General features: G+C 36.6%; 12 protein-coding genes. 10 read left to right on the forward strand and 2 right to left on the reverse strand.

Features of this window, described 5'->3' with window-relative positions; genetic code table 11:
* Positions 1-301 precede the first annotated feature (301 nt).
* The 4 genes from DRF57_RS12165 (at position 302) to DRF57_RS12180 (ending at position 3,386) form a co-directional block, all read left to right on the forward strand.
* On the forward strand, positions 302-1,090 hold the full coding sequence (locus tag DRF57_RS12165; protein WP_115918746.1) for an AraC family transcriptional regulator: 789 nt from the start codon (positions 302-304) through the stop codon (positions 1,088-1,090).
* A gap of 88 nt (positions 1,091-1,178) precedes the next feature.
* Positions 1,179-1,598 carry a MauE/DoxX family redox-associated membrane protein gene (locus tag DRF57_RS12170; RefSeq protein ID WP_115918748.1) on the forward strand — a complete coding sequence of 140 codons (420 nt, stop codon included), beginning with the start codon at positions 1,179-1,181 and terminating at the stop codon, positions 1,596-1,598.
* Between the two features lie 19 nt (positions 1,599-1,617).
* A complete protein-coding gene (locus DRF57_RS12175; RefSeq protein ID WP_115918750.1) occupies positions 1,618-1,971 on the forward strand; it encodes a cupin domain-containing protein in 354 nt (117 codons plus the stop codon).
* Between the two features lie 389 nt (positions 1,972-2,360).
* Entirely contained in the window at positions 2,361-3,386 is a 1,026-nt protein-coding gene (locus tag DRF57_RS12180; RefSeq protein WP_047492089.1) for a hypothetical protein, read from the forward strand.
* A 106-nt stretch (positions 3,387-3,492) separates the two neighbouring features.
* On the opposite strand, the gene dnaK is transcribed toward DRF57_RS12180, so the two are convergent.
* Both dnaK and DRF57_RS12190 read right to left on the reverse strand, forming a co-directional pair.
* Positions 3,493-5,394, reverse strand: a complete 1,902-nt coding sequence (gene dnaK, locus DRF57_RS12185; protein ID WP_047492086.1) for a molecular chaperone DnaK — start codon at positions 5,392-5,394, stop codon at positions 3,493-3,495.
* Positions 5,395-5,585: 191 nt separating this feature from the next.
* Entirely contained in the window at positions 5,586-6,239 is a 654-nt protein-coding gene (locus DRF57_RS12190; protein WP_115918752.1) for a porin family protein, read from the reverse strand.
* 190 nt (positions 6,240-6,429) lie between these two features.
* Between DRF57_RS12190 and ppk1 the strand changes: the two genes are divergently transcribed.
* From ppk1 to DRF57_RS12215, 6 genes are all read left to right on the forward strand, one after another.
* Positions 6,430-8,502, forward strand: a complete 2,073-nt coding sequence (ppk1, locus tag DRF57_RS12195; RefSeq protein ID WP_047492083.1) for a polyphosphate kinase 1 — start codon at positions 6,430-6,432, stop codon at positions 8,500-8,502.
* The gene (locus DRF57_RS12200) at positions 8,499-9,383 is read left to right on the forward strand and encodes a Ppx/GppA phosphatase family protein (RefSeq protein ID WP_047492080.1); all 885 of its coding nucleotides are present in this window, start codon (positions 8,499-8,501) and stop codon (positions 9,381-9,383) included. The genes ppk1 and DRF57_RS12200 overlap by 4 nt, the downstream gene beginning before the upstream one ends.
* A gap of 375 nt (positions 9,384-9,758) precedes the next feature.
* Positions 9,759-10,412, forward strand: a complete 654-nt coding sequence (locus DRF57_RS12205) for an NAD-dependent epimerase/dehydratase family protein (protein ID WP_047492077.1) — start codon at positions 9,759-9,761, stop codon at positions 10,410-10,412.
* Positions 10,409-10,561 (forward strand): hypothetical protein, encoded by a 153-nt coding sequence (locus DRF57_RS23635; RefSeq protein WP_157969890.1) that lies wholly within the window; start codon positions 10,409-10,411, stop codon positions 10,559-10,561. Before DRF57_RS12205 ends, DRF57_RS23635 begins: the two co-directional genes overlap by 4 nt.
* A gap of 133 nt (positions 10,562-10,694) precedes the next feature.
* Complete coding sequence (locus tag DRF57_RS12210) at positions 10,695-13,733, forward strand: choice-of-anchor I family protein (RefSeq protein WP_115918754.1); 3,039 nt, start codon at positions 10,695-10,697, stop codon at positions 13,731-13,733.
* 236 nt (positions 13,734-13,969) lie between these two features.
* Positions 13,970-14,359: a DUF3060 domain-containing protein gene (locus DRF57_RS12215; protein WP_115918756.1), complete on the forward strand. Its 390-nt coding sequence runs from the start codon at positions 13,970-13,972 to the stop codon at positions 14,357-14,359.
* Positions 14,360-14,419 lie beyond the last annotated feature (60 nt).

A 14,419-nucleotide genomic window follows, 5' to 3' on the forward strand; every position in this document is an offset into this window, starting at 1 on the left:
TTATTTATTCTAAATAAAAACAAATATATAAATTAAACACAAATAATTGATTTCATTATTGCGATTTTCATCAAAAACACAAAACATACTGAATATCAAATAATTAAATACGTAAAAAAGAAGTGCTACAACATCTTTTACAGCTCCAACTGAAGTTTCAACAGCCATAAAAGCAACTTAGCTATTTCATGAAAAAGTTTAAAAAATAATGGATGTATATGATCTTTACATGAGCAATTTTGTAATTTAGTCTGAGCTAAACCAAAAACTGAAAATCAGAAGTTATCGATATATTCCTATTATGATTGAAATAAAAAAATATTCACATCAGGCGGGACATCCTGAGCCAAGACGGGTTATAAAATATACACTCTTCTGGTGCCAAAGCGGAAGTGCAGAAATTCTGATTGATGAAAACATCTTCATCCTGAAAGCCGGACATACCATCACGATTACTTCCGGACAGTTCCACCAGCTCATGATAGCAGAAGGAGAGCTGACTGCCCTGGAATTTACTCTGGATTTTTTCAGTAAGAGTGACCGTGATATTGAACTTATTTTCCACAACGGTCTTTTTTGTCATTTTGGAATGAATGAAATGATCAGCATTCAGCATCCATCTTTTTTTACAGAAACTCTCAGCCGGATTGAAAAAGAAATTGAAGAAAAACCCTATCAATATCTGATCTCCACCCACTCTTTAATTGAATTATTGTTGGTGGAAATCAACCGCAGTAAAATTGCCAACGGAGATGAAATCTGGAAACCCGACGCTTTGTTTTTAAAATTCCTTGAAAGTGTACGGAATCATTTTGCTGACAATTATCCGGTATCTCGTTTTGCCGATCTATTGGGGACTACTGAAGCTAAACTGAATGAGGTTTCAAAACTGCATACCCATAAAACGGCACAGAATGTCATCTACAGCCTTGTTATTTCCGAAGCGAAAAGACTTTTACTTTATGAAAAGTTGAGTGTAAAGGAAATTGCTTACCAGCTTGGGTTTAATGATCCTTTTTATTTTTCCAATTTCTTTAAAAAGCATACTTCTCACTCTCCAAAAGACTATCAGAAAGCAGTGAAAAACTAAAATATTATATGCTTTTCCCGGAATTCTCTATTCTTTAGAAGGTCTCTTTCCCTGAACTTTGTACTTATAATTAAGACTTAAAATAAGTATGAAAACTCAACAGAACATAGCCGTCTTCTCATTAAGAATAGCACTAGCTGCAGGATTTTTATCGGCGACAGCAAGCAGATTAAACCTTTGGGGATCTCAATCTTCCGGCTGGAAAAACTTTGTACACTATACCGCAGAAACCAATTCTTTTTTACCTCAGTCTCTTGCGCCGGGCATTGCAATATTATCCACGGTTGCCGAAGTATTGATCGGGATCTTACTTCTTGTAGGATACCGTATCAAGAAAGTTGCCTTTTGTGCATCTATACTCACCCTATTATTTGCTGTTGCCATGAGTATTTCCTTTGGACTTAAAGAACCTCTGGATTATTCGGTTTTTGTTTTCAGTGCCGGGGCATTCCTGCTGAGCACTTTCTCTCATTACAAATGGACCTTAGAACAATTTCTACCTCAATAACAATTTAAAATGTAATATTATGAACACAAACATTCACGATTATATCGTAAAAACAGAACAGAAAGAATGGCAACCTCTCATTGAAAAAGGAATTCATTACGAAGGTATTTTCGTAAAATCGCTAAAATTTGATCCGGAGGAAAACCGCTCTACCACTATTCTTTTAAAATTTGAACCCGGAGCAAGTTACCCTTATCACAATCACCCTGCCGGAGAAGAGCTTTTCATCTTAGAAGGAAGTGCCCATATAGCAGATGCCCATTTGGAAAAAGGAGATTATCTATATACTCCGCCTACTTTTAAGCATTCTGTGACCTCTGAAAATGGCTGCACGATTCTCTTTATTGTTCCTGAAGAAGTTGAAATTTTATAACACAATTATTAATTTATTTTTCTTTAATAGCCCGCTGCGAAATATCATTTTTACAGTGGGCTTATTATCTTTTTCTCCTCATTTCAACTATAATAACACTGAAAAATGGGAAGTAATATTTTCCTCTATTTTTTATTTTAAGTAAGAAAGCAAGAAAAACAATAATTTTTACACTTAACACAACTTAATTAAGTTTATTTTAAAACAAATTCAAAAACACTCGTAACACATTGAAAATACGTAAATTATATATTATTATTTATCTCTTTATAGAGAATTATTATGTACATTTGTGCATCCCCTATGCATAATGATACGAATGTAAACACAATCATTATTCCAGTTAAAAACACAATTTAAATGGGTTGCTACCTTAGAGCTAAAATAGTATGAAAAAAAATTATTTAAGATCTCTTTATCTAGGGATCACAGTATTATCTATTGTTTCCTGTTCACGAGCAGACAGTACAGGTCTGTTAGAGAATGAAAAATCTGCCACCTCTAACAATATTGGAAATAAAACAGAGAAGGAATTATTAGCAAAAGGTTGGACCATCGTGAAAGAAATTGATCTGAAACCCAATCTTAAAGAAAGCTTTAATAAAAATGCATTGGCAAAATATGAAGGACAATTAGAAACTAAAGTTCCTTTTACAGCCGAGCATCTATTTCAATTAGGATGGGATTCTGAAAGTAGTGATGATGGAAATGAACTAGCAAAAGCACTCAAACTATCCAGAGGTCCTATTGGAGATATGAACCTATATGGTGTTGTTTTCACCCCAACAGTAGCAATAAATACTACTCCGAAAAAAGAAAAACAATGGTATAAAGCCAATACTGTTGTAGTTTTAGAAACTCCACAAGTTGATGTGGCGCCAACAGAAATAACCATACCTGACACATCATATACAACAGAAGTCGTTAATTCCAGTAATGAAGACAGTGAAATTACCGTAGCCTATTCTTATAAATCAGGATATAAAACAAATTGGTACTTAAAAGCTTCAGCCTCCATTAAAGTGGGAGCTACTTTTGTGGTAGGCATACCAACTATTTTTGAAGGAAAGGTCAATACTGAAATAACCGTTGCTGGAGAAGGTGGCTACGGAAAAGAGGATAACCAAGAAACAACCTTAACCAGTACTTATAAAACGAAAATACCCGCTAATAGCAAAAAAATGATCACAGTCCTTACAAAAATACAAGGTTCAAAAGTGAATTACAAGGCTCCAATAAGTATAAAAGGTCCTACCCTTCTATGTGCAAAAGACTGGAAATATGATGTATTACAAGGAGATATTACTCAGATTTTAAGAAGAGATCAATCAAAACCTATAGATGAGCTAGGAACTGCAACAGTAATAGCCAATACAAGCGTTAAAATACTTGAATCTCCTGCTATAAAGCTATAAGAATTATTAGCAGGAACTACTCTCTGCTAAATACAAAACCCGCCGTAAACGTTGTTTACGGCGGGTTTAATTTATAAATAGATGTTCGTATTTCTTACTACATCGATTATTTTACTTCTTCGAAGTCTGCATCCTGTACATCTTCACCTCCTGCATTGCTACCTCCAGGGTTTTGAGCTCCTGCTCCTGCATCAGCACCCGGTTGTTGACCTGCTGCATACAATTCTTCAGAAGCGGCCATCCATGCTGCATCTAAAGCTTCAGTTTTAGCTTTTACATCATCAACATTTTTAGCTTCGAAAGCTGTTTTCAATTCTGTGTGAGCTGCTTCAATAGCTGCTTTTTTGTCAGCAGAAAGCTTTTCACCGAATTCTTTCAACTGCTTTTCAGTCTGGAAGATCAATCCGTCAGCTTTGTTGAAAATTTCAACTTCTTCTTTTTTCTTAGCATCCGCTGCAGAGTTCTCCTGAGCTTCTTTTTTCATTCTTTCAATTTCCTCATCAGAAAGACCTGAAGAAGCCTGAATTTTGATTGTTTGCTCTTTACCTGTACCTTTATCTTTAGCAGATACACTTAAGATACCGTTTGCATCAATATCGAAAGTTACTTCAATTTGAGGAACTCCTCTTGGTGCTGGTGGAATATCTGTAAGATCAAATCTACCGATTTCTTTGTTGTCGTTGAACATAGATCTTTCTCCCTGTCCTACTCTGATGCTTACAGCTGGCTGATTGTCAGAAGCTGTAGAGAATACCTCAGATTTTTTAGTTGGGATTGTCGTATTCGCTTCAATTAATTTAGTGAATACAGAACCCATAGTTTCGATACCTAAAGAAAGTGGAGTAACGTCAAGAAGTAATACGTCTTTTACGTCTCCTGTCAATACACCTCCCTGGATAGCTGCACCAATTGCTACAACCTCATCCGGGTTAACACCTTTAGAAGGTTTTTTACCGAAGAATTTTTCTACTTCTTCCTGGATAATCGGGATTCTTGTAGAACCTCCTACCAAGATTACTTCGTCAATATCAGAAGTTGATAAACCTGCATCTTTTAATGCTTTAGCAACCGGTTCCATAGATCTTCTTACCAAATCAGCAGATAATTGCTCAAATTTAGCTTTAGTTAAAGATTTCACTAAGTGTTTAGGACCTGTAGCTGTAGCTGTAATATATGGTAAGTTGATTTCAGTCTGAGCAGAAGAAGATAATTCAACTTTTGCTTTTTCAGCAGCTTCTTTCAATCTTTGAAGAGCAATAGCATCTGTTTTTAAATCTACACCTTCTTCAGCTTTGAACTCATCAGCCATCCAGTTGATGATCACATCATCAAAGTCATCACCTCCTAAGTGAGTATCTCCGTTTGTAGATAATACTTCAAATACACCATCTCCCAAATCAAGGATAGAGATATCGAAAGTACCACCACCAAGGTCATATACTGCGATTTTTTGATCTTTATGGTTTTTATCAAGACCGTACGCTAACGCTGCAGCTGTAGGTTCGTTGATAATTCTTTCTACTTTAAGACCTGCAATTTCACCAGCTTCTTTAGTAGCCTGTCTTTGCGCGTCATTGAAGTATGCAGGAACAGTAATTACCGCTCTTGTTACTTCTTGTCCAAGGTAGTCCTCAGCAGTTTTCTTCATTTTCTGAAGAGTCATTGCAGAAATTTCCTGTGGAGTATATTCTCTATCGTCAATTTTTACTTTTACCGTATCGTTTGGTCCGCTTACTACTTCATATGGTACTCTTGAGATTTCTTTAGCATCTTCTTTAAAGTGAGTTCCGATAAATCTTTTGATAGAGTATACAGTTTTCTTTGGATTCGTTACAGCCTGTCTTTTTGCAGGATCACCTACTTTTCTTTCACCATCTTCTGTAAATGCTACAATAGAAGGTGTTGTTCTTTTACCTTCTGCATTTGGGATAACAACAGGGTCTTTACCCTCCATAACAGCAACACAAGAGTTGGTTGTTCCTAAGTCAATTCCAATTATTTTACTCATAATATTTTATTTTTTCTAATTTTTAAGTTTAATTTACACTCTCAATTTCTCAATATCTGTACCATTCAAAGATTTGTGACAAAATGACACAATAAAAATAAAAACCCCGTTACATCGAGGTTTTCTATAGATTAATATGGAAATTTTTTCAGATAATCAGCAGACAATAGCCAGCATTCGTGCGGGAAAATTTAAAAAACATAGCCTACAGATATTCCAAGATTGGAATTATATATTTTAGGGGCATCCTGAAAATTCAAAGAATTGGAAGCATATACTGCAGTGCTTTTATAAATTTTTGTCATTCCAAAGTAATATCCCACTGAGGCCAGATAATGTTTTGCAAAAATATACTGTGCTTTTACTTTTATTCCGGCATCAAATTGCTGCATATTATCCGGTTTTTGTTTCGTTGTCCCATTGATGCTCTGGTTATATTCAAGTTCCTTGTTGATTAAAATCCCAATTTCCGGTCCTAAAGAAACAGAAAGGTCATTTATAGGATGATAGCTGAACAATACGGGCAGTCTCAGATAATCTGCTTTTAATTTCCCACTTAATGAAAATGAGGAAGGGTTCATATCATTGAACTTATAAGGAATATTGGCATTAAAATCTGATCCCATCTGTGAATAGGCCAGTTCTACATCGATAGAAATTTTATCAGACAGATAATTCCAGATAAAACCACCGGCATGAAATCCTGTTCTGGAAGAGAAACCGTCCGCATCAGAGCCTGAAAGACTGCTGATATTGACTCCTGCAAAAAGACCGTATCTCTGTTTATGCTGGGCCTTCATTACCCCCACAGAAAGTAATACACTCAGTACAATTGTTTTTTTCATGGTATTTAGTTATTAGAAAATAAAAATAAAAATATAAAAAACACACTGATTCACAATGATCTCCGGATAATTACTATCAACCCAGGAGCAATAATTCACTCTTCCTTAAAAATTAATCAAAGTTTAACCTTATAAATAGAGTCAGAAACTTTACGAATTATTATTTTTGATAAATTATATACATTTAAGAATGTCATTACACTTTAATCCGCGAGATATTACATGGCTTGCCTTCAATGAAAGAGTTTTACAGGAGGCTATGGACGAGAAAGTCCCTCTTCATTTAAGAATACGTTTCCTCGGCATTTTTTCCAATAATCTGGATGAATTTTTCAGAGTACGTGTTGCCGGATTAAAGCGTGCCATGGATTTTAAGGAAAAAGTGATTGCTGAATCTTTCTATCAGCCTCCTTCCAAAATTCTTCAGCACATTAACGACATTGTGATGAGACACCAGCTGAATTTTGATAAAACCTGGAAAAAAATCCAGGCAGAAATGGCTGACCATAAAGTTTTCATTAAGAATTCTAAAAATCTGACTGCCAAACAAAAGGAATTTGTCAGAAATTATTTTGATGAAGTGGTGGAATCTAATGTGATCCCTATCCTGCTTCATGAGAATACTCCCATGCCCTATCTAAGAGATAAAAGTCTTTATCTGGGTGTTGCGATGAGAAAAAAAGACTGGCAGTATTCCAGCAACTATGCCATTATTGAGATTCCTTCACGATTTGTCGGAAGATTTGTACTGCTTCCTACTGAAGATCCGGAAGAGAAAAATGTAATGCTGCTGGAAGATGTCATCACCTTCAACTTACCCCATATTTTCTCTTATTTCGGGTATGACGAATTTGCAGCCAATGCTTTTAAAGTAACAAAAGATGCTGAACTGGATCTTGATAATGACATCCGTACCAACTTCGCAGAAAAAATAGAAAAAGGACTCAAAAACAGGAGAAAAGGAAAACCTACCCGTTTTGTATTTGATAAAGATATGGATAAGGCACTCCTGGAGCTCCTGATCAGAAAGCTTAACCTTACTAAAAAAGACAGTATTATTCCGGGAGGAAAAATCCATAACTTCAAACATTTCATGGACTTTCCCGATGTTTTTGAGACCTATGCAAGACCCGAGGAAAGAACTTCTTTCACCCATCAGGCTTTTGAACACGGTGAAAGGGTAACAGACGTCATTTTAAAAGAAGATATACTGCTTACTTTTCCTTACCATAAATATAATCCGGTCATCGATCTTCTTCGTGAAGCAGCTATGGACCCGGATGTAAAATCTATACAGATCACAGCCTACCGTATGGCAAGCAGCTCAAAGATCATCAATGCGTTGATCTATGCCGCAAGAAATGGCAAAGAAGTAACCGTCATGCTGGAGCTTCAGGCAAGATTTGATGAAGAATCCAATCTGAAATGGAAAGACATGCTGGAACCCGAAGGAATTACAGTACTGGTGGGACTTCCCAACAAAAAAGTGCATGCCAAACTTTGTGTGATCAAAAAAAGAGCCCATAACAAAACCATTCAGTATGGATTTGTAAGCACCGGAAATTTCAACGAAAAAACAGCCAGAATCTATGGAGATCATCTGTTACTGACAGCTGACCGTGGCATTATGGCAGACATCAATAAAGTCTTCAATGTCCTGAAAAAACCAAAAGATGATTATCTTCCGGTATTGAAAACCTGCAAAAACCTATTGGTTTGTCCACAATTTATGCGTGAAAAAATCATTCACCATATTGATAAAGAAATTGAAGAGGCTAAAGCCGGAAGAAAAACCGAAATTATTGTTAAAGCCAATTCTCTAAGTGACAGATCTTTAATTGAAAAACTTTATGAGGCCGCAAAAGCAGGAGTAATGACAAAGCTTATTGTAAGAGGAATCTACTGCGCCGTCAATCAAAAAGACTTTAAAGAAAAAATAAAAGCGATAAGTATCGTTGATGAATATCTGGAACATGCCAGGGTAATGTATTTTTACAATAAAGGCTCTGAGGACATCTACATCTCTTCTGCAGACTGGATGACCCGAAACCTCGATTACAGAATTGAGGCAGCAGCAAGAATTACAGATAAAAATCTAAAAAAAGAAATTAAAGATATTCTCGACATTCAGCTCAGAGACAATGTAAAAGCCCGGATTTTAGATAAGAAACTGAGCAACGAATATGTAAGAAATGACAAGAAAGAATGTCGCTCTCAAATAGAAACCTATAAATATTTAAAAGCTAAAACCAACAAAAAATGAAGATCGCAGCGATAGACATAGGAAGTAACGCAGCCAGACTTCTTATTAATGAAGTAAAAATAAATAATAGAAAACCTGAATTCATTAAACTCAACCTCTTAAGAATCCCTCTGAGGCTGGGAATGGATGTGTTCACCATTGGAAAAATAGGCAGCGAAAGAGAAAAAATGGTCATCGATTCCATGAAGATCTTTAGCGACCTCATGAAGATCTATAAAGTAGACCATTACAGGGCTTGTGCTACAAGTGCCATGCGTGATGCGGCAAACGGTGATGAAATCATCAGACAGGTGCAGGAGACATCCGGAATCAATATAGAAATTATCTCCGGAGATGAAGAGGCTACCCTGATCTATGAAAACCACGTAGCTGAAGGTCTCGACAAAGATTTTGCTTATTTATACATCGATGTAGGTGGAGGTTCTACAGAACTTACCTTCTACGAAAACGGTAAAATGCTCTACGAAAGATCCTTTAATATCGGAACCATCCGTCTGCTTAATGACCTTGTCACGGCAGACAACTGGAAAGAGATGAAAGAAGAGATCAAAAAAAATATTGTCAGTAAAAAACCTATTGTTGCTATAGGTTCTGGAGGAAATATCAACAAGATTTTCTCCATGAGCAAAACAAAAGAAGGCAAACCAATGTCTTTATCTCATCTTAAAAAGGTATATAAGGAATTTAATGAACTTTCAGTAGAAGAAAGGATGACAAACTATAGCCTGAGAGAAGACCGAGCAGATGTTTTAGTTCCTGCCTTACGCATTTTCAACAATGTAATGTCATGGTCGGATATCAACAGGATTTTCGTTCCTAAGATCTCTGTGGCAGATGGATTGATCCAGAATATTTACAGTCAGCTACACCATAAAGAATAATTTTTACAATATTATATTTGAAAACCGGGCCGTATTGGTCCGGTTTTTCTTTTTTTGAAGCTATTCCTGCTTTCCGCTGTATCTTTTTCTACAGCCACTTTTAAAAGCCATTCCGGAAAAAGGATGTCGCTGCAATCAGGGCTATGAAATTCTCATTCATCATCTAAAATTTAAGTTTGGGCTAAAGCCCAATGAATTGTATTTATCTATGAAAGCGGACTAAAGTCCGCTCCTATTGAATTTTAATATCTTTATTCTTTATTCTTTATTCTTTATTCTTTATTCTTTATTCTTTATTCTTTAAACAAAAAAAAATCCCTAACTTTAAAGTAAACCCGATCCCTCATCCGTCATACAACTATCAATAGCAAAACAATGAACCCAATCAAAATAATTCTTACAGGAGCTACCGGAATGGTAGGTGAAGGTGTTTTACTGGAATGCCTGGAAAACCCGAATGTTTCTGAAATACTAAGCATAAGCAGAAAACCTTCCGGAAAAAAGCATTCAAAACTAAAGGAATATCTTGTTTCTGACTTTTTGTCAATACATATCGATGATGAAAACCTGAAAGGCTATGATGCCTGTTTTTTCTGTGCCGGGATCAGCAGTGTCGGGATGAATGAGGAAGACTATACTAAAATTACTTACGATACCACTCTGCATTTGGCAAAAGCTGTTCTGAATCAGAATCCAGAAATGGTCTTCACCTATGTTTCAGGAGCTCAGACTGATAGCACGGAAAGTGGAAAGCTAATGTGGGCAAGAGTGAAGGGGAAAACAGAAAACGCTTTAAAAAAGATGAATTTCAAAAGCGCTTATAATTTTCGTCCCGGATTTATGAAACCCGTTGAAGGTCAATTGAATGTAAAATGGTTTTTCAAACCTTTTATTTGGTTTTTTCCTATTTTTTTACCGTCAAAATCATTATCTTTACACGAAGTGGGGAAAGCTATGATCAATGCTGTACAAAAAGGATACCCAACTTCCACTTTAGAGATTAGAGATATTAAAAATTTAGCGATATGAGAGACATGTTAAAAAGAATTGTTCTGGTTATTTTTGTACTCTTGCTCCTGACTGCAGTTTCAGGATTTTTTTACATGCAGCAACACCCTCTGGAAGGAAACAAATCCGGATCTATTCTCAATTTTTCCGGTAAGTCTGTCAGTAAGTAAATTCTATAATCGGCTATCCTCTATTGCATATTGGGTATGGTATAAACCTGTTTTTTAAACATTTCTTAAAATTCCATTAAAATAGTTAACAAACATAAAGTTCATTTTTGCATTTATCTAATAAAAGTAAAAAATGATCAACAACTACCTATTAAAAGGATCTGTCATTGCCGCATTCTTTTTTCAGAGCGGACTTTTCGGGCAAACCCTTATTCATTACTGGAATTTTAACAATAATGCTTCCACAGCTTCCATCACGACACCTACTTCTACACTTACTAATGGCTCACTGAATGTTTTAGCAGGTGGCAGCAGTATAATAGATTTTGCGAATGGTACAGGACAAAACTTCGATCCGGCTAATCTGAATGCCCGAAATGGAGATCCATCCGGAACCCATTTAAGATTTAATAATCCTATTGGGGGTGCATTACAATTCAACCTTCCTACAACAGGCTATAATAATGTGAATATAAAATTCACGACAAGAAGATCAGGTCAGGGAGCAGGAACACAGGCATGGTCTTATTCTACTGATGGAACCACCTTTATCCCCTACCAGACTGTAAATCCTCAGGATATCAACCCACAACTCATTACCTTTGACTTTTCGGCTGTAGCAGGAGCTTCCAATAACCCGAATTTTAAATTAAAAGTTGAATTTTCTGCAACAGGAGGAGGAACAGGTGGAAACAATCGCTTTGATAATTTTACGGTAGATGCGACTTCAGCAGGAAGTGCTGACACTACTCCCCCCACCGTCACTTATTTTCCTATAAACAACACAAATAATGCTTCAACAACTGTCAACCCTACTATTTCTTTTAATGAAAATGTAAGATGGGCAGACAATTCCGCGATTAACGATTCTAATGCACAAAATCTGGTAGAGTTTCGTCTGGGAAACTCTACTGGTACACAAGTTCCCTTTACTACAGCTTTCAGCAACAACATCATTACCGTCATCCCAACTTCCGGCTTAGTGCCGGGGCAGACTTATTATGTAGCTCTTAAACCCAATACAATTGAAGATTTCAGCGATAATGGAGTCACAGCAGTGACATCCAGTACATTTACAACAGCAGGAACTACAATTTCATTAGATAAGAATTTCATTAAAGTCAATGAAAATATAGGAACCCTGGCCTTCAAAATTAACGTAGCCAATCCCTCAACGGCAACAGTTAATGTAGTGGTTAAACCTGCTCCATTCAGTACAGCAGACAGTAATGATTTTAGTTTAGCTAACCAGACCATTACTATTACGCCTTCCACAACAAGTTATACTGTCAATATTCCTATTATTGATGATGCAACGGAAGAGCAGCAGGCAGAATATTTTGTGGTAAGTCTCGAAAACCCAACCGGAGCAACCATTTCGGGAGATAATTCTGCAACAGTTTATATTATAGACAATGATAAACCGGCCCCTGTTCCATCCAATCAGATCCAGCTGAATTATATCGGAAGTTTTGATCCTTCAGGAAATAATAACAGTTCCACAGAAATTGTAGTTCACGATCCTTCCACACAGCGTTTATTTACAATCAGCTCCATTACCGATGTATTTGATATTATTGATTTCAGTAATCCTAACATTCCATCGGTTATCAAAACAGTCAATATGGCTCCTTACGGCGGAATTACAAGTATCGCTGTGAAAAACGGAATCATAGCGGCAGCATCTCCAAACACCAATCCTCAACAGAACGGTTCTGTAGTATTTTTTGATATTAACGGAAACTTTCTGAAACAGGTTACCGTAGGAGCTTTACCGGATATGATTACCTTCACTCCTGACGGTACAAAAGTGATTACAGCCAATGAAGGAGAGCCAAACGATGCTTATACGATAGACCCTGAAGGTACTGTCAGCATCATTGATATATCAGGAGGAATCGGTAACCTTACCCAAACTCATGTAGCTACTCTTAATTTTAACAGTTTTGATTCTCAGGTTTCAGCCTTAACAGCAACCGGATTAAGAAAAGTAAGAACCAATAATACCCTTTCTCAGGATTTAGAACCTGAATATGTCACCGTAAGTGCAGACAGCCAAAAGGCCTGGGTAACACTTCAGGAAAACAATGCTATTGCAGAAGTTGACCTTACCACCAAATCCATTACAGGGATTTGGGGATTAGGTAAAAAGGACATGAGCCTACCGGGGAATGGCTTTGATGCCTCTGATAACAATGGAGAGGTATTAATTGCCAACTGGCCTGTAAAAGCTTATTACACTCCTGATGCTGTACAAAACTATAAAGTAGGAAATACCCATTATATTGTAACAGCCAATGAAGGGGATGAGAAAGACCTTTCCGGATACAGCGAAAGAACCACTGTAGGTGCTAATAATTACACTTTAGATCCAACTGCTTTTCCTCAGTCAGCCATACTAAAAGCTTCTCATAATTTAGGGAGATTCAGAGTTTCATCGGCTACAGGGAATGCAGATGGAGATACAGATTTTGAGGAAATAGCAGCATTAGGAGCACGCTCATTCTCCATTTTCAATGCAGATACAAAACAAAGAGTCTATGACAGTGGAGACCAGTTTGAAAGATACATTGCAACCTATTATCCAATGCTTTTCAATGTGGATAATGAATCCAATGCCATTAAAAACAGAAGCCGTGCAAAAGGTCCGGAGCCGGAAGGAGTTGCCTTAGGGACAATCAACGGACAAACCTTCGCTTTCATTACCTTGGAAAGAACAGGAGGAGTAATGGTTTACAATATTACAGATCCTAACAATCCTACTTTTACAGATTATAAACATTCCCGTTCTACTTCTGCCTATGGTGGTGATAACGGACCTGAAGGTATTATTTATATCGCTCCTGAAAATACGACATCCCACAAAGGGTACGTCATTGTAGCCAATGAGATCAGTGGTACCTTATCGATCTATGAGGTAGCCCAGGCTCCAACCCTGGGAACGGGCGAAATACAACCTGAAACTGCAACATTCAATGTATTCCCTAATCCTGTAAACAAAGGAAATACCCTTTATTTTAACAGAAAACAGGATTATGAGCTGTATGATATGTCAGGAAAACTGATTGGAAAAGAAAAGAACGCTTTAACCATCAATACTTCCGGTCTTTCTACAGGAGTCTACCTTATGAAAACTTCAGAAGGACATCTTAAAAGAATTATTATTAAGTAATCTACAGATTTGATCGAAGCCTCTATTTTTAGAGGCTTTTTTGTTTATAATTTTAACTTAAAGAAGAGAGGTTTAAAATCTTAACAAGGATATCAAAGGATGTCGCCTAGGAATCTTCCCTTGACTTTTGAGACAGATTCTCTTTACATCCAAAAAAAGCAATCATTTAACTTTTGATTAACAATCAGAAAATTATTTTGTACTTATATTTACCTCTAACAAAAACCAAATTCAATATGAAAAGTATTAAAACAGCAGGTATTTTAGCTATCCTGTTACTAGGAACAGGTACTGCATTTTCTCAATCCAGAAAAACAGAATCCACGAAAGGGGTGGAACAGTCTAATGGTAAAACAATACAGGTAGATGGCGTTGGACATACCCTTAATTATACCCTTAATGGTGGAAATGTAGAGGTTTCTGGTGGTGATAATACAGTAACAGTTAAAGGAAGCGCAAGAAAGGTTTCTGTTTCAGGAACCGGTAACAAAATATACATTGATAAAGTGGATAACGTTGCCATAGAAGGTGGCAACAATACAGTATACTACAGAACTTCCGGAACAAAATCAGGAAAGCCTAATGCCTCTCTTACAGGAGTGGGAAATAAGGTTGTGAAACAATAAATAATCGAACGGTATCACCATAACTAAACAATTAATTAAGGCTCAGAGATATCTTTGGGT

It is taken from the genome of Chryseobacterium rhizosphaerae (genome assembly GCF_003385455.1).
Classification (GTDB): Bacteria; Bacteroidota; Bacteroidia; order Flavobacteriales; family Weeksellaceae; genus Chryseobacterium; species Chryseobacterium rhizosphaerae.